Origin of the sequence: Flavihumibacter stibioxidans (genome assembly GCF_014332695.1) — a bacterium.
Classification (GTDB): domain Bacteria; phylum Bacteroidota; class Bacteroidia; order Chitinophagales; family Chitinophagaceae; genus Flavihumibacter; species Flavihumibacter stibioxidans.
The window spans coordinates 878,229-903,995 of the sequence record NZ_MBUA01000012.1 but is presented as its reverse complement, the minus strand read 5'-3'; the positions used below and the strand labels follow the sequence as shown (position 1 = coordinate 903,995).

Annotated in this window: 17 protein-coding genes; 10 read left to right on the top strand and 7 right to left on the bottom strand. The window is 46.8% G+C overall.

Annotation, left to right across the window (positions count from 1 at the left end; all coding sequences use genetic code 11):
• Window positions 1–55: 55 nt before the first annotated feature.
• The gene (locus BC349_RS10940; RefSeq protein WP_246456895.1) at window positions 56–1,111 is read right to left on the bottom strand and encodes an acyltransferase family protein; all 1,056 of its coding nucleotides are present in this window, start codon (window positions 1,109–1,111) and stop codon (window positions 56–58) included.
• Between the two features lie 283 nt (window positions 1,112–1,394).
• On the opposite strand from BC349_RS10940, the gene BC349_RS10935 reads away from it, so the two are divergent.
• The 6 genes from BC349_RS10935 to BC349_RS10910 all read left to right on the top strand — a co-directional run bounded on the left by BC349_RS10935 (window position 1,395) and on the right by BC349_RS10910 (window position 12,534).
• A complete protein-coding gene (locus BC349_RS10935) occupies window positions 1,395–4,490 on the top strand; it encodes a SusC/RagA family TonB-linked outer membrane protein (protein ID WP_187256756.1) in 3,096 nt (1,031 codons plus the stop codon).
• 19 nt (window positions 4,491–4,509) lie between these two features.
• Entirely contained in the window at window positions 4,510–6,060 is a 1,551-nt protein-coding gene (locus BC349_RS10930) for a SusD/RagB family nutrient-binding outer membrane lipoprotein (protein ID WP_187256755.1), read from the top strand.
• An 82-nt stretch (window positions 6,061–6,142) separates the two neighbouring features.
• The gene (locus tag BC349_RS10925; protein WP_187256754.1) at window positions 6,143–9,439 is read left to right on the top strand and encodes a VCBS repeat-containing protein; all 3,297 of its coding nucleotides are present in this window, start codon (window positions 6,143–6,145) and stop codon (window positions 9,437–9,439) included.
• 131 nt (window positions 9,440–9,570) lie between these two features.
• Window positions 9,571–10,203, top strand: a complete 633-nt coding sequence (locus tag BC349_RS10920; protein ID WP_222840145.1) for a Crp/Fnr family transcriptional regulator — start codon at window positions 9,571–9,573, stop codon at window positions 10,201–10,203.
• 66 nt (window positions 10,204–10,269) lie between these two features.
• Complete coding sequence (locus BC349_RS10915) at window positions 10,270–11,085, top strand: sulfite exporter TauE/SafE family protein (RefSeq protein ID WP_187256753.1); 816 nt, start codon at window positions 10,270–10,272, stop codon at window positions 11,083–11,085.
• Window positions 11,086–11,133: 48 nt separating this feature from the next.
• Window positions 11,134–12,534, top strand: a complete 1,401-nt coding sequence (locus BC349_RS10910) for an MBL fold metallo-hydrolase (protein ID WP_187256752.1) — start codon at window positions 11,134–11,136, stop codon at window positions 12,532–12,534.
• A 94-nt stretch (window positions 12,535–12,628) separates the two neighbouring features.
• Here the strand turns inward: BC349_RS10910 and BC349_RS10905 are convergent, their stop codons facing one another.
• Complete coding sequence (locus BC349_RS10905; protein ID WP_187256751.1) at window positions 12,629–13,234, bottom strand: RteC domain-containing protein; 606 nt, start codon at window positions 13,232–13,234, stop codon at window positions 12,629–12,631.
• 257 nt (window positions 13,235–13,491) lie between these two features.
• On the opposite strand from BC349_RS10905, the gene glgP reads away from it, so the two are divergent.
• Entirely contained in the window at window positions 13,492–15,138 is a 1,647-nt protein-coding gene (gene glgP / locus BC349_RS10900) for an alpha-glucan family phosphorylase (protein WP_187256750.1), read from the top strand.
• A 41-nt stretch (window positions 15,139–15,179) separates the two neighbouring features.
• Here the strand turns inward: glgP and BC349_RS10895 are convergent, their stop codons facing one another.
• Window positions 15,180–15,647 carry a YbhB/YbcL family Raf kinase inhibitor-like protein gene (locus BC349_RS10895; protein ID WP_187256749.1) on the bottom strand — a complete coding sequence of 156 codons (468 nt, stop codon included), beginning with the start codon at window positions 15,645–15,647 and terminating at the stop codon, window positions 15,180–15,182.
• A gap of 201 nt (window positions 15,648–15,848) precedes the next feature.
• On the opposite strand from BC349_RS10895, the gene BC349_RS10890 reads away from it, so the two are divergent.
• Window positions 15,849–16,886 carry a hypothetical protein gene (locus BC349_RS10890; protein WP_187256748.1) on the top strand — a complete coding sequence of 346 codons (1,038 nt, stop codon included), beginning with the start codon at window positions 15,849–15,851 and terminating at the stop codon, window positions 16,884–16,886.
• Window positions 16,887–16,948: 62 nt separating this feature from the next.
• Here BC349_RS10890 and BC349_RS10885 read toward each other — a convergent pair whose 3' ends face one another.
• From BC349_RS10885 to BC349_RS10870, 4 genes are all read right to left on the bottom strand, one after another.
• Window positions 16,949–18,538 carry an N-acyl-D-amino-acid deacylase family protein gene (locus tag BC349_RS10885; RefSeq protein ID WP_187256747.1) on the bottom strand — a complete coding sequence of 530 codons (1,590 nt, stop codon included), beginning with the start codon at window positions 18,536–18,538 and terminating at the stop codon, window positions 16,949–16,951.
• Between the two features lie 89 nt (window positions 18,539–18,627).
• A complete protein-coding gene (gene xseB / locus BC349_RS10880; protein WP_246456894.1) occupies window positions 18,628–18,825 on the bottom strand; it encodes an exodeoxyribonuclease VII small subunit in 198 nt (65 codons plus the stop codon).
• Window positions 18,800–20,197, bottom strand: a complete 1,398-nt coding sequence (xseA, locus tag BC349_RS10875) for an exodeoxyribonuclease VII large subunit (RefSeq protein ID WP_187256746.1) — start codon at window positions 20,195–20,197, stop codon at window positions 18,800–18,802. Before xseA ends, xseB begins: the two co-directional genes overlap by 26 nt.
• Before the next feature lie 14 nt (window positions 20,198–20,211).
• Complete coding sequence (locus BC349_RS10870) at window positions 20,212–20,685, bottom strand: YdeI/OmpD-associated family protein (protein WP_187256745.1); 474 nt, start codon at window positions 20,683–20,685, stop codon at window positions 20,212–20,214.
• Window positions 20,686–20,984: 299 nt separating this feature from the next.
• On the opposite strand from BC349_RS10870, the gene BC349_RS10865 reads away from it, so the two are divergent.
• Together BC349_RS10865 and BC349_RS10860 are read left to right on the top strand one after the other, a co-directional pair.
• Window positions 20,985–24,029, top strand: a complete 3,045-nt coding sequence (locus tag BC349_RS10865; protein ID WP_187256744.1) for a SusC/RagA family TonB-linked outer membrane protein — start codon at window positions 20,985–20,987, stop codon at window positions 24,027–24,029.
• A gap of 30 nt (window positions 24,030–24,059) precedes the next feature.
• Window positions 24,060–25,634, top strand: a complete 1,575-nt coding sequence (locus tag BC349_RS10860) for a RagB/SusD family nutrient uptake outer membrane protein (RefSeq protein WP_187256743.1) — start codon at window positions 24,060–24,062, stop codon at window positions 25,632–25,634.
• Window positions 25,635–25,767: the final 133 nt, after the last annotated feature.

Sequence of the window (25,767 nt, the reverse complement as noted above, 5' to 3'; positions counted from 1 at the left end):
ATTGTGTAGTAAAACGTTTTACATAATATCCGCAGGCATCCGGGTTGGGCTCCTCCTATACACGCAGGTATATTTTCCGCCGGTCAAGAAATTTTGCCACCAGCCAGCAAATGAGCATGAAACTGATCGCAAAAAATAATGACCCTGCATACCCGCCAATGCGTGAAAAAAAAGTATCATAAGTCCAGCGGTAAGCATTTGAATTCTTTACAGGTGTCAGGTATAATACGGTTCCTGTCATTTCGAAAAAAAGGTAGATGAGCAAAGGGTTTTTCCCGAATACAGCAAAAAAATCCGACCCCAGGTTCATTTTCCTTGTTTCCAGAAAATACACCAGTGCTGCCAGGATGACCAGGTCAAGTGAAATGGTGAGTAATGCAAAACTGCTTGTCCAGAGTTTTTTGTTGAATGGAAGAATATAACTCCACATATATGCCAGGAACAGCAGCGTGCATCCTGCCAGCAGCACCTGCAATATGCTTTCCAGTGAATATTGACGATCGCCCAGGAATTTGAGAGACAGGTATCCGGCGATACAATTTACAATAGCAGGCAGGGTACTCAGCAATCCTTCCGGGTCAAAAGGGAAGCCTTCGCCCTGGTATAAGTGATTGGGACCAAGGATGGCAAGATCCATGTTCAGTACGGCATTTTCACGGATCGCCAGCGGGTCATTTCCATGCGGCAGCATGTAAAGAAGTGACCAGTAGCTCAACAATAAAATTGCACTGAGCCAGACCAACCTGGTGGCAGAAATGTAACGTATCAGTATGGATGTGAGAAAATAGCAAATGGCGATTCGTTGAAGGACGCCCATGATCCTGATGTTGGTGAAAGTTGATAAATGAAGCGATCCGTCTGTTATTCTGAAAAAGGGAAACCAGTAAAGGCCGACTCCCAGGAGAAAGATCACTGAGGCTCTTTTGAATGTCTTCAACAGGAAATCCTGTCCGCACGGTTGTTTCTTTTTACTGCCGATATACAGGGCACTTCCTGATACAAAAATAAAGCCCGGGAATACCAGGTCAGTGGGAGTGAAACCATGCCAGACTGCGTGTTTTAGTGCTGCAAATGTTGTTTCATAATTGCCGGGCATGCTGACAATAATCATGAAACAGATGGTAAGTCCGCGTAGATAATCAATTGATCGAATACGATGAGAACTGCTGTGGGACATGCTTTTAACGTTTTACAGTTGAATATGAAAGCATAAATTAATTGAAATAATACAGCACATGGCTGCAATGCAAACTGAAAAAATTACTACAACGTTATAGTCCGTTATGCTGATATTTTATAATACCCTTTCGACTACATTAGTGGAAACAGATGGTAAATCAGTGGCTTGAAATATTGTCTGCCGTATAATTATTGAACTAAAATAACAAACTGCCATGCGAAATTTAAAGCGCTTAATTGTTTTGCATCTATTGATGATGCTGACATTGCTAACCCAGGCCCAATCCAGGATGATCCGGGGAAAGGTGACTGGTGCAAACAATGAGCCCGTTGCCGGGGCCTCTGTGATTGTAAAGGGGCAAGCCGGAGGTACTGCCACCAACAACGCCGGTTCTTTTGAAATGACTGTACCAGCAGGAACTGTTACCCTTGTGGTGTCATCAGTTGGATTTCAGACCATAGAGTTCACTGTAGCAGAAAATGCTCAGGAGGCTTCTATTGTAATGCAGAAGTCTGAAGGTGATCTGGGAGAAGTGGTTGTGACTGCCCTGGGAATACAGCGCCAGGTAAAATCCCTCACCTATGCCACTCAGAAAGTGAGTGGCGATAAGATCAACGAAGTGCGCGATGCGAACTTCGCCAACACCCTTTCCGGTAAGGTGGCAGGCCTTGTTGTGAACCAGTCCGCTTCAGGACCCGGTGGCGCAACAAGGATTGTTCTCCGCGGAAACAGATCCATCCAGGGCAATAACAATGCCCTTATCGTAGTGGACGGGGTGGCCATTGATAACTCCACACCCAGCGGCCAGGTGGATAATGATTTTGGTGGCCAGAATGGCAGCGATGGTGCCGCCAACATCAACCCCGATGACATTGAGTCCATCAACGTATTGAAGGGTGCTGCAGCTTCTGCTTTATATGGTAGCCGTGCTGCGAATGGTGTGATCATGATCACTACCAAAAAGGGACGTTCCGGGAAACTGGGCGTGGATGTTAACTCCGGTATCGCAATCGAAAAACCTATGCTGCTTCCTGAATTCCAAAACCAGTATTCACAGGGTAATGGCGGTAACTTTACCGCCAATGCAGGTCAGAGCTGGGGTGAAAAGATGACTGGTCAGCAGGTGACTGACTGGACCGGAAAACAAACAGCGCTCAGCGCACAGCCTGATAATATCAAGGATTTTTTCCGAACCGGTAAAAACATCAACAACTCCATTTCGATTAATGGAGGATTCGATAAAGTCCAGTCTTATTTCTCCTACTCAAACAATTATGTGGATGGTATCATTCCGGACAACCATCTGAACAGACATACCATCAATTTCAGGATGAACGCAAAGCTGAGCAGCAAGTTGTCTGCAGATGCAAAAGCCACCTACATGGTTCAGAACCTGTATAACAAACCCAGGCTGGGTGAAGAAAGTTCAGTAATGATGAACCTGTATAAAATGCCTCGCAACGTTAGTCTCGATGATGTAAAAAATTACAGCAGTGTGAATGCTTCCGGTATTGAAACACAGAATTACTGGACCACCTCTTCCATTTACATGAACCCTTACTGGACTGTAAAAAACACACACCGTGATGAAGTCCGGAACAGGATCAACGGATTGGTTTCAATGAAATACGAATTGACCAATTGGTTGAGTTTACAGGGAAGGGTGAGCTATGACAGGTATGATGACAATATCATTGACAAATTTGCCAATAACACCTTGTTGTTTGCCAAGCCCGGCGGTTCCCTGTCAGTAGGTAATATCAGGGTGTCTGAGCAGAACATGGATCTTTTACTGACCGGTAACAACAAGATATCTTCTGACTTTTCCATCAATTACAACCTGGGTACATCTGTGCTTAAGAGAAAGCTGAACACTTCTTTTACCAATGCGAATGGTTTGCTGGTTCCCAACAGGTATGATCTGTCATTTGCCTCACAACTTTCCACGCAAACGGCAAATGTTCAGTCAGAACTTCAATCCGTTTATGGTACCACACAGTTGACATTCAGGGATTACCTGTTTTTGGATGTTACCGCCCGTAACGACTGGTCATCAACGCTTCCAACACCTCACAGTTATTTTTATCCGTCTTTTGGTGTAACTGCATTGCTGTCTGAAATGATGAATATGCCCGCCGCTGTTACCTTTGCTAAAGTAAGGGCCTCTTACACCAGGGTTGGTAACGATGCGCCTGCTTACCTGCTTGCCCAGACCTATAGTTTCAGCCAGGGTGGAACCGGTGGTTTTATCAGCCAGGACAGGACCAAAGCTATTTCTAACCTGAAGCCCGAATTGACTACGGCTTTGGAGATTGGTACAGAGTGGCGTTTCTTCAATAACAGGCTGGGACTTGACTTTACCTACTACAAAACCAATTCAAAAAACCAGTTACTGCGACTCGGACTTGCACCGGCATCCGGATTTGAGTTCCAGTATATCAATGCCGGTAACATCGAAAACCAGGGTTTTGAAGCCAGCATTACCGGTAAGCCGGTTCGTTCAGGAAAGTTTTCCTGGGATATGTTTCTGAATATGTCGGCCAACAGGAACAAGATCATTGAACTCAGCCCTGACCTCACAACAGCATTTATTGGTGGTGCATATGGAAGGACTGCTAACGTAGCTGTAACAGTGGGCGGTTCTTATGGTGACCTCTATGCATACGGCTGGGAAACTAAAGACGGAAAATATATTGTTGATAATTCAGGCAAACCGGTCAGAACTTCCAGTACCAAGTATGTAGGAAACTTCAACCCTAAATTCAACCTGGGTTTTGGCAACACCGTCTCCTATGGTAATTGGGTTGCTTCAGCATTGATTGATGGCCGTTTCGGCGGCGTGGTGACTTCAGGTACAGATGCAAACTTTGCATTCGACGGAACTGCGGAATACACCCAGTCCTACAGGGACGGAAATCTGGTGCTTGATGCAGTGCAGGCCGACGGCTCTAAAAACAGCGCGGCAATCAATGCGGAAACATTCTGGACAACCGTTTCCGGAGGACGTTATTCATGGGGTGAATTCTTTACCTATGATGCTACCAACGTTCGTATACGCGAATTGAGCATTGGTTACCAGTTTGACAATTTCCCAATCAAGTTTGTAAAGAGCGCGAAGCTTTCACTGGTTGGAAGAAACCTGTTCTTCCTGTACAGGGGTAGTTCCATCCTTGAAGTACCGGGAATGGATAAACGCAAGATGAATTTCGATCCTGAACTTAGCCTTGGCGCATCAAACTTTCAGGGTGTTGAATATGGTAATATGCCTTCTACCAGAAGCATCGGAGTAAACCTGAAATTATCATTCTAAAATCAGTTAAAAAGATATTATGAGAAATAAATTAATAGCCGGACTTATCCTGGCAGGTTCTGTTTACCTGTCCGGCTGTACCAAAAAGTTCGAAGAACTGAACACGGATAAAACCAAACTGACCACATTGGGGGCTTCCGAATATCCTTTTCTTTTCTCAAAAGCACAATCTGCTGCATCCTATAAGTATGCTGACTACCAGATTGCCCAGAACCTGTTTGCTGACCTGTATGCGCAGTATTACGCAACCTCTGCGACTTATTTCCCCAGCGATCGGTACACAATTGTTTCCGACTGGCTTCCCGGCCACTGGCTGCCCCAGTATACGGAAGTGGTGCCCCAGTTGAGGACTCTGTTGAAAGAAACCGATGCCGCTTCTGCAGAGAACGCATTGGCAAACATTTGGTGGGTCTGGTCTTTTCACCGCATCACAGATTATTATGGACCGATTCCCTATTTCCAGGCCGGCGAGCCATTGAACACTATCCCGTATGATGCACAGGATAAGATCTATGATGATTTCTTTAAAAGGCTGAATGCTTCCATAGACGTATTGAAATCAAATACATCAGCTACGCCTTATGGCAATTTCGATCTGATCTATTCGGGGAATGTGGCAAAGTGGCTCAAATTTGCCAATACACTTAAACTTCGCCTTGCACTGCGGGTTTCAAAAGCGGATCCTGCAAGAGCGAAAGCTGAAGCTGAAGCAGCGGTCGCAAGCGGTGTGATGACTGCTACCAGTGACGATGCGTATATGGTTGCAACACCTGCCGGAAATGATGCCAACGGATTGGCCGGTATTGCAGGATGGAACGAATTCCGGATGAGCGCCACCATGGAATCTGTACTGAAAGGTTATGAAGATCCCCGTATTGGTGTGTATTTCCAGCCGGCATCCTCTACAGGAACATATGAAGGATTGAGAAACGGATTGAGTCCCACCCAGCTTGGGGATGCACTGAATTCCAATGACAATAATTCCAATGTTGGTACCCGTTGGGTAACCGGCGGCGGCGCAAGCTGGAATAACAACCTGAGCACTCCGAGAAATATCATGCATTCAGCCGAAGCATATTTCCTTAGGGCTGAAGGAGCATTGCTTGGCTGGAATATGAATGGAACAGCAAAGGAACTTTATGAGAAGGGAATCGAAGCATCCATGAACCAATGGGGTGTTACAGATGCCGCTGCCATTACCGCCTATATTAACAGTAACAATACTCCGGTGGCTCCTGCTGATGCCATGGCCTCGCCTGCTGTTAACAATTACCCGGTTAAGTTTGATGCAGATCCTGCCATGCAGATAAAGCAGATCGCACAACAGAAATGGCTGGCACTGTTCCCTGATGGATTTGAAGCCTGGGCGGATCTCAGAAGGATGGGCGTGCTGCAGCAATACCCGCTTGTGAATAGTGATAACCCTGACCTTCCTGTGGGTACCAGGATCAGGCGCCTTCCTTTCATTGATCTTGAAAAGAGAACGAACGGAGCGGCTGTTGAAGCAGCGGTACAGTTGCTGGGAGGGCCAGATAAACCTAACACGAAATTGTGGTGGGACAAAAATTAATACAATGGAAAAACACCGCAACTGCGGTGTTTTTCTTTTAAAAAATGTTACTTTATTCAACTGATTATTCAAATGCTTCCATATGCGGCTTATTCTGATTCTCCTGGTCATTTCTGTTGGTATTCTTTCCTGTAAGGAAGACAGATCAAAACAATTCTCCATGCTGGAGGCGGGCCGAACAGGCATAAACTTCAGAAACCTGGTGGAAGAAACAGATGAGTTCAATGTCCTTAATTATACCTATTTCTATAACGGTGGCGGGGTTGCGACCGGCGATATCAACAATGATGGCTTGCCTGATATATTGTTCACCGGCAATATGGTTAAGAACAGGCTTTTCCTGAATAAAGGCGATTTCAAATTTGAGGACATAACCGCTCAGAGTGGCGTGGCTGACAAGCAGGGTTGGTGCACCGGAGCCTCCATGGTGGATATCAATGATGACGGACTCCTGGATATCTATATCTGTCGTAGTGCAGACGGCATTCCGGAGAAGCGGAAAAACCTGCTGTTTATCAATAACGGCGATCTGAGTTTTTCTGAAAAAGCTGAAGCATACGGCCTCGCCGACCAGGGTTACTCCACCCAGGCATCTTTTTTCGACTATGACCGTGACGGCGACCTGGACTGTTTTGTAATCAATCATTCACTGCAGCAATTTACCACGGGTGCCCAGGAAAATGCCGAACTGCGCAATAAATCAAATCCTGATTTTGCCAGCAAACTCTACCAAAACAACAATGGCAGATTTACTGATGTCAGCAATCAGGCAGGTATTGTATCCAATGTATTTTCTTTCGGACTGGGGATCACTGTTACAGATTTTAATAACGATGGCTGGCCCGACATTTATTTGTCGAATGATTTTAACGAACACGATTATTTTTTTGTGAACCAGGCCGATGGCACATTTAAAGAATCCCTGTCCGGTCATTTCGACTATGTATCACTTTATTCCATGGGATCTGATGCGGCAGATTTTAACAACGACGGCCTCACCGATATAGTAACGTTGGATATGCTGCCGGAGGATAACCATACCCAGAAGATGCACAGCGGTGCAGAAAACTTTGATAAATTTCAATACCTTTTCGGGAAAGGTTTCTATTACCAGTACAGCAGGAATATGCTGCAGAAAAACAACGGGGATGGCACTTTCTGCGAAGTTGGCCAGTTAGCGGGCATCTCAAATACTGACTGGAGCTGGGCTTCCCTTTTCGCGGATTTTGATAACGACGGGAACAAGGATCTTTTTGTTACCAACGGCTATGTCAAGGATTATACTGACATGGACTTTATCCAGTACACTATGAACAAGGCAATCATGGCGAAAAGCGCTCATCAGCAGGTTGCCACTAAAGAGATCCTGAAGAACATGCCTGATAATAAAATTAGCAACTATGTGTTCAGGAACAATGGCAATGAAACATTCACCAATCATACAGAAAGCTGGGGGATCAGCCAGCCGGTTGTATCGGCAGGTGCGGCATATGCGGATCTTGACAATGACGGTGACCTCGATCTTGTAGTAAACAACTCCAACGATTACGCCGGCGTGTATCGTAATAACAATGAGTCTCTGAAGAAGACCAATTACCTTCGGGTGCAGTTAAAGGGGGCATCCGGCAACAAAAATGGTATTGGTACAAGGATTAAGCTCTATTCCGGCAAACATCTCTTTTACCAGGAACAGTTTCCGGTAAGGGGGTTCCAGAGTTCGGTTGATCCAACCCTGGTTTTTGGTTTGGGAACACTTGCCGGAATTGATTCGGTTATGGTAAACTGGCCTGATGGGAAAATACAAAAAATCACTTCGGTTGCCATCAACTCAACTCTTAAAATCGATTATTTACCCTCTGGTGACACTATGGCACGGCTCATTTCCGGCGAAGGTTATTTCCAATTCGATACACTTTCCAATTCAAAACATGAGGAAAATCCATTCAATGATTTTACCATTCAAAGATTATTGCCTTCATATTACAGCCGGCAGGGTCCCTGCATTGCCGTGGCTGATGTCAATAAGGACGGCCTTGATGATTATTTTATGGGGGGGGCTGCCAATCAGGCCGGTAAACTGTATCTGCAGCAAGCGGGTGGCAGCTTCACATTAAGGAATACCCCTGATTTTATTTCGGATGCCGCCAGCGAAGATGTGGCAGCCCTATTTACTGATATCAACAATGATGGTTTTCCTGACCTGTACGTAGGTTCCGGAGGATATGAGTTTACTGAAAATGACCCGGCCCTTCAGGATAGGTTATATATGAATGATGGCCGGGGTAATTTTAAGCGTAACAGGAATGCCTTACCTGAAATGATCACCAGCACAGGAACAGTATGTGGGGCCGATTTCGATGGCGATGGAGATACGGATCTGTTTGCAGGCGGCAGAATTGTACCTGGCCGTTACCCCATCAGCCCCCGCAGTTATGTATTACAGAATGACGGGAAGGGAAATTTCAGGGATGTTACAAAGGAACACGGAACTGGTTTGATGGCGCCAGGAATGATAACTTCTGCTGCCTGGGTTGACCTGAACGCAGACAACTTACCTGAGCTGATAGTAGCAGGAGAATGGATGCCTGTAAAGGTTTTTGAAAACAATAAGGGAACCCTGAACGATGCTTCTGTAAAATACATTTCATTCGAATCCAATGGATGGTGGAATACCATTAAGTCCGCTGATATGGATGGGGATGGAGACCAGGATCTGATACTGGGTAATTACGGACTTAATACCCAGTTCAAGGCAAGCGTGAAGGAACCGGTAACCATGACCTGCAAGGATTTTGATGGCAATGGTACCATCGACCCGATCATGTGTTACTTTATTAAAGGCGTATCCTATCCAGCGGCTTCGAGGGATGATCTTGCGGACCAATTGCCCCTTATCAAAAAAAAATACCTAAACTATAAAGAGTATGCTGCTGCTACATTGCCAACTATGTTCAGTGCAGATACCCTGAAAAACGCCCTGGAACTAAAGGCATCCAACATGGAAACCATTTATCTGGAGAATATTGGCAGGGAAGGATTCAGGCGGCTCGATCTGCCTTACCAGGCACAGTATGGGCCCGTATATGCGATTGGGCTTTCAGATCTGAATGCCGATGGAAAGCCTGATATTGTGCTGGCTGGCGGAAATAGCTGGAGCAGAATTAAATGGGGTAAATATGGAGCTAATCATGGTATCGCCCTCATAAATGAAGGGAATAACCGCTTTGTGTATCTTCCGCAAAATCTCAGTGGCCTGAAACTACGAGGTGATGTAAGGAGTCTGCAGTCTGTCAGAATAAACGGAAAGGATGCCATGCTGGCCGGCATCAACAATTCACCTCCAATAATGTTAATACCCCGGGTAAACAAGGGTTTATAGTGATTTTCAGCAGGAAAGCACCATGAGGGTGTGACATTTATCACATAAGTCTGTCCTATGTAAATTAAATTTGTTTACTTCCTATCCCTATCGGGGTTTATTTTAATTTGTTACCAGCTCAACGGAAAAATATGATTGAAGAAAAGCAAATTCAGGAGCTGTTTCCAAACCTGGAACAGGGCCTATACGATGAGTTAATGATGTATGGTGAGATCAAGGAATACCGCGCAGGCTCAACAATGTTGCGCATAGGCCAGAATATCCGTTCCACCATGCTGGTGCTGGAAGGGGTGGTGAAACTCTACCAGGAAGATGATGAGGGTAATGAATTCTTCATTTATAACATACAACCAGGGCAGGCTTGTGCCGTATCCATGGTATGTACTTTCCAGCAGGAAAAAAGCCAGGTGATGGCAAGGGCACTTACCGATGTAACTGTCCTGAATATACCACTGCAATACATGGACAAATGGTTGAGCCAATACAAGAGCTGGCACTATTTCGTAATTAAAACCTATCGTTCCCGGTATGATGAATTGTTAAAAACCGTCAACGAGATCGCGTTTAAAAATATGGATGAAAGGCTTGAGTTCTACCTCAAACGCCAGGTGAAACAATTCGGCCGCCAGGTCAAACTTACACACCAGGAAATAGCATCAGACCTGAACTCTTCCCGCGAGGTAATCAGCAGGCTGATGAAGAAAATGGAAAAGAACGGATGGATTATTATCCACCGGAACTCCTTTGAGTGGATAAGGGATTGACTTAAGTGACTGCTATCACAGATAATCTATTTGGAAGTTTTCACCTTTGTGTTCAAATAAAAAAGTATGGAAATAATAGGTTATCTGGCATCCCTTGTAATTGGTGTTTCGCTTGGCCTTATCGGAGGCGGTGGTTCAATCCTGACGGTACCGGTTCTGGTTTACCTTTTTGGAGTTGATCCTGTTCTCGCTACAGCATATTCCTTATTTATCGTTGGTTCAACCAGCCTGGTGGGAACTATGCCTAAGTACAAAGGCGGAGAGGTAAACCTGAAAACCGCAATTATCTTTGGTATTCCTTCCATCATAGCTGTTTATTTAACCCGTGCTTTCATCGTACCTGCGATTCCTGCACATGTATTCAGCATCGGCGATTTCCAGGTTTCCAAAGCACTCCTGATGATGATCCTGTTTGCAATCCTGATGGTGTTTGCTTCAGTATCCATGATCAGGGATAAAAAGAAGGAAGCAGCTGATGAACCTGCGGGCGAGCAAAAATTCAATTACCCCATGATCCTGCTGGAAGGTGCGGTAGTGGGTGTGCTGACCGGCCTGGTGGGAGCTGGTGGCGGATTCCTGATCATTCCGGCCCTGGTATTGTTCAGCAAACTTCCCATGAAGCAGGCGGTTGGAACTTCCCTGCTGATCATTGCAGCCAAATCACTGATCGGATTTACAGGCGACCTTGGCAAACAAACAATGGATTGGACTTTGTTATTGAGCGTTACCGCTCTGGCAATTGTTGGTATTTTCCTGGGTAACAGACTGAGCAAGAAAGTAAGTGCCGACAGCCTCAAAAAAGGATTTGGCTGGTTTGTCCTGGTGATGGGTATTTATATTATCGTGAAAGAACTGTTCTTTCCCGGAGGTGGCGGCCATTAATAAAACTGTAAACAAACAATCAAAATAAAACTTAAAAAATAAAGCCATATGTTTTTCCAACACATTTACGACAAAAGCCTTGCACAGGCTAGCTATTTCATCGGATGTCAGAAAGCGGGAGTAGCCGCAGTTATTGACCCCAAGCGTGATGTTGATACTTATCTTGAAATAGCTAAGCAAAACAACATGAAGATTACGCATATTTTCGAAACCCATATCCATGCCGACTTCCTGGCAGGATCAAGGGAACTTGCTGCACTGACCGGTGCAGAAATGTACCTCTCTGATGAAGGCGGTGAAGGCTGGGAATATGAGTTCCCTCACGTTGGACTGAAAAATGGCAGCGTGGTAATGGTGGGTAACCTGAAGATCGAAGTAATGCATACTCCGGGTCATACTCCTGAAAGTATCAGCTTCCTGCTGACCGATACTCCTGCCAGCGATGAGCCTGTGATGCTGTTTACCGGTGACTTTGTATTCGTTGGTGATATCGGTCGTCCTGACCTGCTGGAAAAAGCAGCCGGTATGAAAGGAACCCAGGACAAAGGCGCGCACCAGATGTATGAGTCTATCCGCAGGTTCAACGAACTGTCTGACTTCATCCAGGTATGGCCTGGGCACGGTGCTGGTTCTGCCTGTGGTAAAGCGCTCGGTGCTGTTCCAAGTACCACTGTAGGTTATGAAAAGGCAAGGAACTGGGCTTTCCGTTATAATAACAATGAAGAGGGCTTTGTGAAATACCTGCTGGCAGATCAGCCGGAGCCACCAAAGTATTTCGCGATGATGAAAAAACTTAACAAAGTTGACCGTCCCCTGCTGACTGAGGTGCCGAAACTGAAGCAACTCAGTGCTGAAGAACTGAAAGCGGCTATGGATAAAGGTTATAAGGTGATTGACACCCGCAATAAGACTGATTTTGCTGCCGGATTCATTCCCGGAAGCATCAATATCCAGGGTAATAATTCCTTTGCTACCTGGGCAGGATGGTATCTGACTTATGAAGAGCCGTTTATCCTGCTGGCAGACGAATCACAACTGGATGACCTTACCAGGAAACTGATGCGCATTGGCCTGGATAATATCTACGGATATGTTCCTTCTGTTGAAGTGTATACTTCTGCCGGCGGACAACTGGAAAAAGCCAATGTGATCGGCCTCGATGAGTTCAAGTCACTGTATGAGAACAACGGAATCCAGGTGGTGGACCTTCGTGGTGCCGCTGAATTCAAGAGTGGTCATATCAAGGGGGCAGACAACGTTTTCGTGGGTACTATCCTGAATAACCTGGACAAGATCAGCAAGGATAAGAAAGTTGTTATCCATTGCCAGGGTGGTGACAGGGCAGCAATTGGTTATTCACTTCTCGTGAAGAACGGTTACAGGAATATCCTGAATTATTCTGCCGGAATGAACGAGTGGGTTAACCAGGGTAACCCGGTTGAAGCATAGTTTTTTTGAAGGTTGAGTTGATTATATTGGTTTAGGCTTTTATTGAGGAGCCCCCGGAAACGGGGGCTTTTTTTATGCGCCAGGGCATCCCTTTTTAGCGGGTTTCATTTAATTCGGTAATACCGGCTCGAATAATTTCCAGCTGCCGGCTTGCAAAGCGATGGTAGTGCTGGTGTGCAAGGATAGCTGCTACCAGTCCGTCGTGTGTGCTGGAATAATTATCCTCCACATCATAAGCTGTTCGCCAGGCAGTGGGGACATCTGATATTTTTGAACTGACAAAATAACTGTCGTCCATATGTGTATAACCGGATTCGAAATAGTCAATAAAATCAGCATGCTGCTGCCGGAACAATTCCAGCCTGCCGGCTTCAGCCCGCCAGTAATCGACTGCATCTACAGGATCAACAGGTGCAAATAGCAATCCCTTGAATTTGAGCGTGTATAGTTCAAGCCTGGAGGTGAAAAGCGGCTTGATGTGTTTGAAATAATAAATTTCCGCTGCTTTGGAGGGGAAGCGCGCATCTTTTGTACAGCATTGCAGTTTATTATAATGCTGTACAGTGATCATAAAGCGCTGCGCTATCTGCTCTGTCAATGGCAGGGTTTTATCAACCTGGCTATTGAGTGCATCAATGTAATCATTATATAACTCATCTCTGCAGCTTTCAAGATGAACCTGTTCGTCTGATGTATACACAACCTTAACTTTTTTCTTCCTTGATACGGCCTGTTCTAATATTCCTGTCTAACGGTGCAGTATATCCGCATACGGGTATAAAGGATAAGGTTGAAACTGAAATAGGATTTCAGTGTTTAAATGTAAGGATAAAATTTTCGCTTATCCTTCAACAGGATATATATAAGTTATAATGATAAGAAACCAGGCTGTTTCGCGCAGCCTGGTTAACCTTTTTTTGAGATAAGGAGTTAACTTGAGTGATAATAATTATTGCCATGCCATTCAGTTTCAGCCATCCTTACGCCATCAATCCCTCCTTTTCAAAACGGGTTGCGTACTTCTGCATGGAATATGCCATGCATCAATCATTTAAGGTCTATGCGGGCGGACTCGGTTACCTGGCAGGTTCACATATGAAGAGTGCCCACGACCTTCAGCAGAATATGGTGGGTATTGGTATCCTCTGGAAATACGGATATTATGACCAGGTTCGCAAGTCAGATCAGACAATGGATGTGCTGTTCCAGGAGAAGGTTTATGGATTCCTGGAAACTACTGATATCAGGTTCACTATCCATATTTCGGGGCATCCTGTCTGGGTTACAGCCTATTACCTTCCACCTTCCGTTTTTAATACCGTTCCTGTTTTTTTTCTCAGTACGGATTTGCCTGAAAACGATTACCTGGCGCAAACAACCTGCCACCGGCTGTACGACGCAAATCCTGAGGCCAAACTGGCTGCAGCAGTACTACTTGGCGAGGGTGGTGCAAAATTGCTAGACCTGCTGAACTGGCAACCCGATGTGTATCACCTCAATGAATCTCATGCTTTACCGCTTGCCTTCCATCTCTACAAAAAGTATAAGGACCTTTCTGAATTGAAAAAGCACCTGGTATTCACGAACCATACCCCTGAAGAGGCTGGTAATGCAAAATCAGACCTGCATTTTCTGGAAAAGATGGGTTTCTTCAGCGGACTTCCATTGACTGAAGTAAAAGCCATTACCCATACCGAAGGGGATGTACTGGATCATACCGCTTCGGCATTGCACCTGGCTGGTAAGGCAAACGGCGTTTCAAAACTTCACCAGCAGACAATGATCCGGATGTGGAAAGACCATGGCGATATCTGCCCGATTCAATCCATTACCAATGCACAGCATTTTAATTTCTGGTCCGACAAGGATATGTATGCTGCGCTGGATCGGGATGATGATGCCGGTTTGCGACAGCACAAACACAACCGTAAAAAGTTACTGTTTGAAGAAGTGTCTGACCAGAATGGGGAAATTTACAATGAAGATGTGCTGACAATAGTGTTTGCAAAACGATTCACCGGTTATAAGCGCCCCGAACTTCTCTTCCATGATATGGATCGGTTTGTGAAAATGGTAACCAGTAAAGATCGGCCGGTGCAGATCATCTGGGCTGGAAAACCCTATCCCCTGGATTACCCGTCCATAGGCGTTTTTGACCAGATTGCCCACCTGTGTAAATCCTATTCGAATTGTGCCATTCTGGTTGGGTATGAAATGAAATTGTCGAAATTGCTGAAAGGAGGAGCCGATTTGTGGCTGAATGTGCCGCGCCTGAGGCATGAGGCTTCCGGAACCAGCGGCATGACTGCCGCAATGAATGGCGCGGTAAATGTGGGCCTGCCCGATGGCTGGTTTCCCGAATTTGCCAGGGATAAGATCAATAGTTTTGTGATCCCGCCCTGTGATACCTGCCTGCACGACCACCAGCAGGATGAACAGGACGCCACTCAGTTGTACGACCTGCTCGAAAACGAGATCATCCCCATGTTCTACGATTTCCCGGACCGCTGGCTGCAGATCATGAAGCAGGGGATGCGGGATATCGTTCCGCAATTCGGCAGCGATCGCCTCGCCATGCAATACTACGATGAATTATACTCGTAAAAACCCCACCCGTCGGGTGGCACCCGACGGGTGAACAGTGTTCAATTTTTTTTGTATTGGCCAATCAGTTCGCCAAAACCAAGAATATGTCCGGCCATGGCGGATTCCAGCGCTGATTTTGTTGACCCTGGTGTAAGATCCAGTTGTTGATCCAGTGCATAGAGTTTAAAATGGTAATGATGTGTCCCTGATGGCGGACAGGGGCCATTGTACCTGTGTTTTCCGAAATCGTTCCGGCCCTGTATTCCGGGTGATGCATCTTCTTTGACGTGGTGGGTTACCGGAATATTCCAGCATACCCAATGGACCCAGGTACCCCGGGGCGCATCCGGATCATCCACAATAATCGCAAGGCAGGCGGCTGCCTCCGGTATATCCTCTATCTCAAGCGGTGGATTAATATCGGCTCCATCACATGCGTACCTTGCGGGTATCATTTGCTGCTGGCCAAAGGCCGATGAACTGATTTTCATTAAGCTGTAATCAATTTCCTTCAACTGGTGTTTCATGTTCGGCTGAAATTTTAGTTACAGAAATTCAAGAGCAGGTTAAGCTACCGGTTTATTCTCCAATTATCAATGAGTAGACTCATTGACAAAAATGACATGCCTCAGGGTGTATGCCTGGGCCAACTGTTAATTTTATTTATTTTCCGGGTTATCCTGCCACCGATTACCCTTTGGCTCAATTCATGTGGTAACAATGGTATTATGATAACAGCCTTGCCATTAAAATCGCTTAAGCTTTTAAGCTACCGGAGGGATGTTCCCTCAGTTGCCGTTCTGTTCCCTTTCGATCCGAAAATGACTGACAAACAGGACATGGCAGTACATTTAAAGCAGGTGATGTCGAAGGCCGAAGCGGCCATTCTGCAAAGGTATTCCTCAGAGACAGCAATGGAGCTTATCCAGCGTTTACAACAGGTGATGAGCAGGCTTAATTTTAACACCCACAAAAAGGCAGTTGCGATTTTCCTTTCATCGGAATCCGAAAAACTGATGTACCTGGATATTTCCCTGAAAGAAAAAATCGAAGTGGCAGGAAACCTTTCCATGCGCGACCTGGTGCTGGATAAAAACCAACAGGAGGAATACCTGGTGCTGGTCCTGGAGGAAGACCATGCAAGGATCTTTGATGGAAACAGTCAGGCAATCATGAAGCTGATACTGGACCAGCCCAATACAATTCTTCCACAACTTGATTATGGGTTGTCTGTAGTGCTGGCATCCAATCCCTTCCCGGTTTTTGTTTTAGGTGCCAAAAAACTGCTATCAGAGTTTTCGCGGGTTACATCAAATGCCGTGGAAATCGTAAAATATATTACCAGCTATAAAAAAACCATCCTGGAAGGTTCAATCAGTAAGGCACTGGATCCCTTTATCCGGAATTGGCGTAAAACTTATCAATTTTTCCTTGAGCAGAAACTGTTCAATGCCAGGAATACAAATAAGCTGGTATGCGGACTGGAAAATGTTCAGATGAACTCATGCCGCATGGGTAATGCTTTGCTGCTGGTGGATCGTGATTTTTATCCTTCGGGGCGCAATCCATCGCGGCAGGAGCCATTTTATATTAAGGATGAGGTTGATCGACTGATCGAATCGACACTCACCAGCGGTGGTAATGTGGAACTGGTCGACCAGGAACTGCTGCGGGATTATGGCCGCATAGCTTTGCTGCAAAACCATGAATTGCCCTGCCTGAAAATCAACCAGCGATCAACGGACGAGGCTTGTTTCGAGATATAAAAATCTGAACACCTGGCGGGAGCTTCCCATCGGGTGTTCAGATTTGCAGGGAGACCGCACCATCAGGGTTTATGGGCGTTACCGAATAATACCATCCCGCTTCTGGTGCCATTGTGTTTGCCATCTTCTATCACAACCTGTCCATTTACCAGAACATACCGGAAACCTTCCGAGAACTGGTGGGGTTGGGTGAAAGTTGATTTGTCGGTTACTGTGGCGGGATCAAAGATTACGATATCGGCAGCCATGCCGGGCAGGATCAGGCCCCTGTCTGCCAGCCTGAATTTCTGGGCCGCCAGACTGGTCATACGGCGGATGGCTTCTTCCAGGGTGATGAGTTTTTCTTCGCGCACATATTTCCCCAAAACCCTCGCATTGCTTCCATAACCGCGGGGATGCGGCACGCCGGTTCCTGTGGCCACTCCGGCATCTGCACCGACCATATTGTTGGGATATTTCATGAAATGCCGCACATCCTCTTCATTCATGCTGTGGTAGATCATTTGGGCACCTCCGGCCGCGATCATTTCCAGCACCGTGAGAATTTCATCTTTTGGTTTGGCTTTACGGCCTTTGATGCGGTTGATCTCACTGATTGACTTTCCGTTATAATTACTGTCGCTTTCAAAACGCGCCACCACAGCATAGCTGTAATCCTTGTATTTGTTTCTTTTCAGGTTTGCCAGCATGTCTGCTACGATGCGTTTTTTGGTGGCTTCCTCTTTCAGCCTGATCCTGATGGAATCGAGTCCGCCGGATTGTGCCCAGTCGGGCAACTGTGTATTCAGGTTGGTACTGCTGGCAGTGTAAGGGTATTGGTCAATGGAGACATCATACCCTTCGCGCCTGGCTTTTTCGATATAGGCAAGGGTTTCCGCAGAACGGCCCCAGTTGGCTTTTCCCGCCACCTTGAAATGGGAAACCTGTACGGGGATATTTGCCTGGCGGCCGATCGCAATGGCTTCTTCGATGGCTTCCGCCACTTTGTTGCCTTCGCTGCGAATGTGCGAGGCATATACGCCACCGTTTTTTGCGGCAACCTTTGCAAGGCTGACCACTTCTTCTGTTTTGGAATACATGCCCGGCAGGTAGATAAGCCCTGTTGACATGCCCACTGCGCCATCCTTCATGGCTTTATCAAGGAGTTCATCCATTTTTTGCTGGTCCGCAGGTGTAATGGATTTGTCGGCCAGGCCTACCGCCAGCCGGCGCACCGTATTATGTCCCACCAGGGAGGCCACATTGATGGAGGTTTTGGTGCTGTCAATTTTCCTGAAGAATTCGGCGAGATTATCTGCCGAGCCACCGCAGTTGCCGGTAATGATGGAGGTAACGCCGTCATAGATAAAATTGTCGGCAGTCGGGCGCTGGAAGATGCTGCCCTCGATATGTCCGTGTACATCTATAAAGCCGGGGGCCACGGCAAGTCCTTTTGCGTCAATGGTTTTTGTTGCCGCCCCCTGCTGCAGGTTACCTACAGCAAGGATTTTGCCGTCTTTGATTCCCACATCCCCATGAAACCAGGCGTTCCCGGTACCATTGATGATCCTGCCGTTACGGATTAGCAGGTCGAAGTCCTGTGCAAGGGCCGGGGTGAAAGCGGCCAGCGTTATTGCGCTGAGAAGAATGGTAGGGAATAGATGTGTATGCATTTGGCTTTTTGCTAAAAGTTAAGGCTTTCATGATAATTTTCCCCCCTCCACCCGTCGGGTGCCACCCGACGGGTGGAGGGAAAACAGCACTATTCCAGCTGGCCGATGATCTTGCTGACTTCTGCTTCGGTGGATCTAAGCCGCGCCTGGCAATATTCGATGAGCAAGGCGGCACGCTTCACTTTTTCCGCCAGCTGGTCCACCGTGATCGTTTCATTTTCAATGTCGGCTGCTATCTGCTGCAGCTCGGCATAGGCCGACTCATAGGTCAAATGGTTTTCCATCATAGTTTGTTTTTGTATTTACAGTTGTTCCCAATGCGGTGCTTCCCAGGATTACCCTGATTTCATCGCCCACTACCACTCCATCTGCATTGGCGATCAGTTTCCCTTTGCTCTCAACCAGGGCAAAACCTCTTTGCAATGCTTTTTCAGGTGAAGCCATGCGGAACAGTCTTAGCAGGCTTTCGAGTTCATTCTGATGCAATCGCAGGAAATTCCGGTTTGCGGTGGCCAGCTGCCTGTCCAGTAAATGCAGGTTTTGCTGCCTGGCTGCCAGCAGGAGGGAAGGTTGCCGGGCCAGCATCTGTTTTTTCACCAGGAGATCGTGTTTATGTTGAATCAGGGATGCCTGTGATTGGTGGATCAGGCTTGATTTCAACTGCATCAGTTCCTGCCTGGAGGCTGCCAGCATCTGCTGTGAATAGATGATGACAGACTGCTGCAACTGCAGTAGTTCCAGTTCAAAACTCCGGTTCTGCTGTAATATGAATTCCGCAACTTTTGTGGGCGTTTTGAGTGAGGTATGGGCCATCAGGTCAGTAATGGTTTCGTTCTTCTGGTGGCCGATCCCGGTCAGTACCGGAAAGGGACAGGTAGCCACTGCGGCGGCAATTTCAAACTGGTCGAAGATCAACAGGTCGGTACTTGCACCACCCCCACGAATAATGACCACTGCATCATAATCAATACCTGTGCGCGCTGCCGCCTTTGTTACATCCTCAAATGTTGCGGCAAGTTCAGGCGCATTGTTTTCTCCCTGTACAGTAGTAAAAAATCCATCAATGATAAAAGTGTAATGGAAGGGATTATTTTCAAGGCTGTGAAGGAAGTCTTCATAACCCGCAGCAGTACGCGAACTGATCACCGCAATACGTTGTATGACCCGGGGCAGTTCAAGCTCCTGGTTAAAAGTATGCAGGATTTCATCGACCTGCCATACATAGTCCGGGCATTCGTGTATGAGCCTGCTGATGGTTGCCTGGCGTTTCTGTTCGAGTTGTCCGAGTGTAAACCTGGCATCAATATCCAGCAGGGTTAGTTTTAATCCGTAAACCGGGTGATAGTCCACCGATACTTCAGCCAACACCTGGATCTCATTTCCGAATTTTTGTCCGGTTGCCGTTTCAAAAGCCCTGATCCTGGCTGCGCCGGTTGCCCATGCTACAGCCGGGATTTTGCTGAGGATCGCAGCTCCGGATTTTCCCCTGCCATCGCGGTTTTCCGTTTCCACCAGGTCGAAATAATGAAATCCCTTCTGGGAGTAAAAGCTGTGGTTACTCACTTCAGCCATCACCCAGAACCTTTTCCACGCAAAGGTTTCCTGCAGGGCTTCCTGGATCAGAAGGCTGAGTTGGGATAATCGCATGGGCTTGCTCATGCGATAAAGATAAGTCAGGATGCGGCCAGATCGTTCACCGCTTTTGCCATTCGGTTGATGCGTGTTTCGTCGTTTGCCGGGGCTTCGATCCATTTAATGAGGCGGATCTTTTCCTGGTCTGGCAGTTTTTCGAATTTCCTTAGCGCAGCCGGTTCATCCTGCAGGCAAAGCAAAAAATTCTCCGGTATTTCAATTGTTGAATTGTCGGGGTACAGGATAACTTCCACCTGGTCACCTGCTTCTTTTCCGATCTTCTTCCTGATGGCTGCTTTTACCGGAAGAAAAAGCTGGCCATTGCCCATGGGCATCAGGTTATAATGTTTCAATTCCACGCCGTCTATTGATCCGTTCACCCGTACCCACCCAAACCAGGCATGCTTGTCCGGGGCAAGTTCCGGAAGCCGGGCATATGTCCAGCCACCTTTGCCCGGAAATTTCTCCAGTAATACTTTTTTGCTGATCAGTGGTTTGATCTCTCCCTTTTTCATGCGGCTAGTTCACTCATTAAGAACAGGTTATTCGTGTTAATGGATGAAGGCAACAACATAAGATACGAATTAAAATAACACAAATAAGCGTCTAAAATACATTAACTAGGCTGAATAAGGGATTTACATACCTATTTATTAGTACTTCAGTGGAAAAATAGCCCCGCCCCCCAAAAAAAAATCTTAAAAATATTTTTAGAAAAATGGAATAAATGTCAAAAATACATTTATTTTAGTGCAAGGAATTTAACCTTCGCATGGTTGGTTTCCACATTTTGAACCATATTTAAAAATAACTTATGAGATTGCTTGTCACCCGAAGCCTCCGGTGCATCATGTTGTGCATCACCTTCGCTTTCCTGATGACTTCCATTCCGGTTTCTGCCCAGACAGGAACCTCTCCCGTTTCCGGAAAAATTACAGACTCAAAAGGTAATCCCCTTGTTGGTGTTACCGTTGCGCTGAAAGGCAGCAAAAAAGTGGTTACCACAGACAATGAAGGCCGCTTCACCATTGAGGCAAAATCAAATGATGTACTGGAACTCAGTCACGTTGGATTTAACGACCAGTCCGTTACTGTTCAGTCCGGGCAAGCCATTGCCATTTCATTACAGGAGAAATCCGGCACGCTGGATGATATTGTGGTGGTGGGATATGGTACACAAAGGAAGAAAGACCTCACAGGTTCTGTGGGTGTGGTTAAAGTAGATGAGGCTAAAAAGACAGCATCATATGATGTGGCTAAAATGCTTCAGGGGCAGATAGCCGGTGTTACAGTACATGGTTCAGGTGAGCCCGGCGGATATGTGCGCATCAAGGTACGTGGTGTAAGTTCTTTCACCAGCAATGACCCGCTGTTTGTGGTGGATGGTGTTCCCCTTAGTGCGCCATTTGATTTCAACCCTGGTGATATTGAGAGCATCCAGGTTCTGAAAGATGCCTCTGCAGGAGCTATTTACGGTTCACGTGCCGCCACCGGTGTGGTGATCATCACTACAAAAAAAGGAAAGGCCGGAGCACTCAAGGTTAATTATAATGGTTATATGGGCGCGCAATGGAATCCTAAAACACTGCCTCTTACCGGTCGCACAGATTACCAGAAGATCGTTAGTGCTGCGGAGCAAAACGCAGGCTTGTCCATTGCTCCGGCAAATGATCCGGCCAGTCCCTTTTATGTCACTGATGTGAATACAGACTGGCAGAAAGAAGGCATGAAGACCGGTATCATCCAGGACCACAATGTTGGTTTCTCTGGTGGCAGCGAAGCAGCAACCTACAATGTTTCTCTGGGCTATTTTGACCAGGAGGGAACCTATCGCGGACCGCAGAAATACAACCGTTATTCATTGAACGCGAACCTCGGCGGCAAGAAAGGCATTTTTTCATATGGTGTAAAAGTTGCCTACAGCCAGTCTGATAAGATCGCCCCGTTCAACGACATGGGATCCCGCGCCGTATTTGGCGGCATGGTAACCAGTCTGGTTACAGCCTTCCCCACTATCCCGGTTCATGATGAAACCCACAAGGGTGGATTTGGCGGCCCTGCCGAGACCATCTACCGTGGTATCATGCTGAATGTGATCGGTATGAACGCAATGCTCGATAACAGGAGCAACCGTGGCCGTATGCTGGGAAGCGCCTGGGGTGAACTTGAATTGCTGAAGGGGCTCAAATACAGGATGAACCTTAGCTATGACCGTACCGATTGGAAGGATACCTATTTCGAGCCCGAGTTTGAAATGGGAACATATTATACCAATACACTTTCCCTGCTGCGTGACAACCGCGGAATCAATACTTCTTCCATGATGGAAAACCTGCTTACCTACAAGAAAGACTTCGGAAAGCATGGCTTCGATCTGCTGGGTGGTGTTACCTACCAGTATGAAAGGGGAGAAGGCATTTATGCCAGTGCACGTGGTCTCACAGAGCCTTATTATCCCAATTTCGAGCAGGCTCCGGCAGAAGGAAAAACTGTTTCAAGCGGCTTCCAGGAGAATGCCATTCTTTCTTACCTGGGTCGTATGAATTACAATTACGATGATCGTTACCTGCTGACAGTTAACTTCCGTCGTGATGGATCTTCCCGTTTTGCATCCACCAACCGCTGGGGTAATTTTGCTTCCGTAGCTGGTGCATGGAACCTGCACAACGAACATTTCATGCAACTGCCCGACTTTATCAGCTCGCTGAAACTGCGTGGTGGTTACGGTGAACTGGGCAACCAGAATATCGGCAACTACCTTTACCAGGCTTTTGTGAATACCAATGCCAGTTACGTGTTCAATGGCACACTGGCCCCGGGTACTTCCACCATTAACGTGGTGGACCCTTCCCTGAAATGGGAAACCAAAGTAACTTCATACGCTGGTTTTGATGCGGGCTTCCTGAATGAAAAAATCACACTCTCTGCAGAATACTACCGCAATACAAACAAAGACCTGTTGTTCGGATTGCCAATTCCTTTGACAGTGGGTTCTTTCCCGTCGAATATCACTACCAATGCTGCGTCTATCCGTAACAGTGGTTTTGAATTCAGTTTGGGTTACCGCAATGAGATCGGCAAGTTCAAATACAACCTGAATGCCAACATGCACACGGTTAAGAACGAAGTGCTGAAATTGGGAGATAACAATGATCCCGTTTATGGCACAGGAAGCAAGACGGAAGTGGGCCGCTCAATCGGAGAGATCTATGTGTATAAAACTGCCGGACTGTTCAACACGGCTGAAGATGTTGCCAAGCATGCACAGCAGATTAATGCGGCTCCAGGCGATGTTCGTTTTGTTGATACCAATGGAGACAATGTGATCAATGATCTTGACCGGGTTTACCAGGGTAACTCTATTCCGAAAGTGTATTTTGGCCTGAATGCCGGCGCCAGCTATGGTAATTTTGATTTCTCCATGTTCTGGCAGGGACACGCAGGTAACAAGGTGGTGAATGGTATCTACCACGACCTGATGCTGGGGCTTTATGCCAACTACCACACTGATTTCCTGAATTACTGGACCCCAACCAATATGAATACCAATGTTCCGCGGCCGGTGATCGGTGACCCCAATGGCAACGCCCGCCTGAGTGATCGTTTTGTGGAAAGCGGTAATTATGTGCGACTGCAGAACTTCCAGGTCGGTTATACCATGCCGTCAGAGCTCCTGGGCCGTACCAAAGTGATTAATTCACTTCGTTTCTATATCTCCGGACAAAACGCTTTGACCATTTCAAAATACCGCGGATATGATCCCGACTTCTTTAACGATGGCCTTTACAGCCGCGGTTTCGATATCGGTTCATGGCCAAATCCAAGAACCTATATGTTCGGAATCCAGGCCGGATTCTAAGTATTGCGAAATCTTCAAAACTTAACGAAAATGAAAATGCCAACTAATAAAATATATGCGGTATTGATGGCCGCCGCAACAATCGGTTTCTCGGCCTGCGAAAAAAAGCTTGACCTGGTAAACCCCAATGCGCCAACATCGGCCAGCTTCTGGAATACGGGTACCGATGCTATTAAAGGAATAAATGCGGCTTATGCCAGCTTGCTGATTGATGGAAGTTATATGCGCAGCACTCCTTTGATGATGGACACCCGTGGCGATGATGCCAAGAGTAACAGTCCCTGGTTGCAGATGTATAATACCGGGAAGTTCGCACTGAACACTGCTGATGGGGCCATCTATGCCTGGTCTTATGGTGCGTGGTATGAAGGAATTTCAAAAGCCAACCAGGTATTGAATTATGTGCCAGCCATCGAAATGGATGCGGCACTTAAGGACAGGATAATGGGTCAGGCGTATTTCCTGCGTGGTTTGTATTTTTTCCACCTGGCTAATTTCTGGGGTAATGTCGCTTACCCTACATCGTTACCCGCCAGTAAAGATGAGTTTTATATGGAGCAGGAATCTGCAGAGCAGGGATGGGATAAGGTAATTGCCGATTTCCAGCAGGCTGCCAACTTGCTTCCGGTGAGTTATGATGCGGTGGGCGGTCCCGACCAGGGACAAAAAGGTCGTGCCACAAAAGGTGCTGCCCTTGCCTATCTTGGAAAGGCCCATATGTTTCATACTACCAAGAAAGATTATACTGCAGCCGCCGCCGCTTTCAAGGCAGTAATTGACCTTGGCGTATATGATCTTATGCCCAACTATCGTGATAATTTCACGGAGGTTGCCGAGAACAATAAGGAATCCATTTTTGAAGTGCAGTTTGACCTGAGTGCGGGTGGTACAGAACTCGGCTGGGGTGGTACTCCTTCCTCCGGCTGGGGCAAAACCAGCGCCCGTGCCATTACTTATGGTCCCCGCGGATTTGGATTTGTGGACGTACAACCCACGCGCAGCGTATTCAATTCCTTCCTGGAAGAGAAAACAGCCGGTGGTGATGATGATCCGCGTTTGGTGGCAACCATGTTCTACAACAAACCAGGTTTGAAATTATATGGCCAGGAGTTTTCCGTATTCTATGGAGGAAATCCGGCTGACCTGAATGATCTTTTCTGTCGTAAGTATGAGAACGATGAAACAAAACCCAATGAGTTCGACTGGCGTTCCGGTATCAACGAGCGTCTGATGCGCTATGCAGACGTATTGCTGATGTACGCCGAATGCCTGAATGAAAACGGATCTACCGCTCAGGCCTATCCGTATATCCAGCGGGTGCGCAGCCGCGTTGGTCTGCCCGACCTGGCTGTGACCAAACCCGGTATGACACAGGCCCAGATGCGCGACCAGATCGCACAGGAGCGCCTGCTGGAATTCTGCCTGGAGGGAAAACGTTTTGATGATATCCGCCGCTGGGGCTGGTTGCAGGATCCTGCGAAACTGGCATTGTTGAAATCACGTGACCCGGAATTCAATTCATACCAGGCCGGACGTGAATATTTCCCCATCCCGCAGTCTGAGATCGATATCAACCGCGGCTGGAAACAAAATCTGAGTTATTGAGTTTTTTTCATATAGCAAGCAGCAGTCGATTAATGGAGGAGATCAGGGGAACCTTTCCCGGTTTCCCGGTCTTCTCCTCTTTTTTTCAAAATCCCTGCATCCCGATCTTTCTACTTCCTCATTTCTCTATTTC

Bases quoted from the DNA above. Each gene is read 5' to 3' on its own strand.
- BC349_RS10940 (WP_246456895.1), bottom strand. From the start codon at position 1,111: ATGATTATTGTCAGCATGCCCGGCAATTATGAAACAACATTTGCAGCA.
- BC349_RS10935 (WP_187256756.1), top strand. From the start codon at position 1,395: ATGCGAAATTTAAAGCGCTTAATTGTTTTGCATCTATTGATGATGCTG.
- BC349_RS10930 (WP_187256755.1), top strand. From the start codon at position 4,510: ATGAGAAATAAATTAATAGCCGGACTTATCCTGGCAGGTTCTGTTTAC.
- BC349_RS10925 (WP_187256754.1), top strand. From the start codon at position 6,143: ATGCGGCTTATTCTGATTCTCCTGGTCATTTCTGTTGGTATTCTTTCC.
- BC349_RS10920 (WP_222840145.1), top strand. From the start codon at position 9,571: ATGATTGAAGAAAAGCAAATTCAGGAGCTGTTTCCAAACCTGGAACAG.
- BC349_RS10915 (WP_187256753.1), top strand. From the start codon at position 10,270: ATGGAAATAATAGGTTATCTGGCATCCCTTGTAATTGGTGTTTCGCTT.
- BC349_RS10910 (WP_187256752.1), top strand. From the start codon at position 11,134: ATGTTTTTCCAACACATTTACGACAAAAGCCTTGCACAGGCTAGCTAT.
- glgP (WP_187256750.1), top strand. From the start codon at position 13,492: ATGCCATTCAGTTTCAGCCATCCTTACGCCATCAATCCCTCCTTTTCA.
- BC349_RS10895 (WP_187256749.1), bottom strand. From the start codon at position 15,647: ATGAAACACCAGTTGAAGGAAATTGATTACAGCTTAATGAAAATCAGT.
- BC349_RS10890 (WP_187256748.1), top strand. From the start codon at position 15,849: ATGATAACAGCCTTGCCATTAAAATCGCTTAAGCTTTTAAGCTACCGG.
- BC349_RS10885 (WP_187256747.1), bottom strand. From the start codon at position 18,538: ATGCATACACATCTATTCCCTACCATTCTTCTCAGCGCAATAACGCTG.
- xseB (WP_246456894.1), bottom strand. From the start codon at position 18,825: ATGATGGAAAACCATTTGACCTATGAGTCGGCCTATGCCGAGCTGCAG.
- xseA (WP_187256746.1), bottom strand. From the start codon at position 20,197: ATGAGCAAGCCCATGCGATTATCCCAACTCAGCCTTCTGATCCAGGAA.
- BC349_RS10870 (WP_187256745.1), bottom strand. From the start codon at position 20,685: ATGAAAAAGGGAGAGATCAAACCACTGATCAGCAAAAAAGTATTACTG.
- BC349_RS10865 (WP_187256744.1), top strand. From the start codon at position 20,985: ATGAGATTGCTTGTCACCCGAAGCCTCCGGTGCATCATGTTGTGCATC.
- BC349_RS10860 (WP_187256743.1), top strand. From the start codon at position 24,060: ATGAAAATGCCAACTAATAAAATATATGCGGTATTGATGGCCGCCGCA.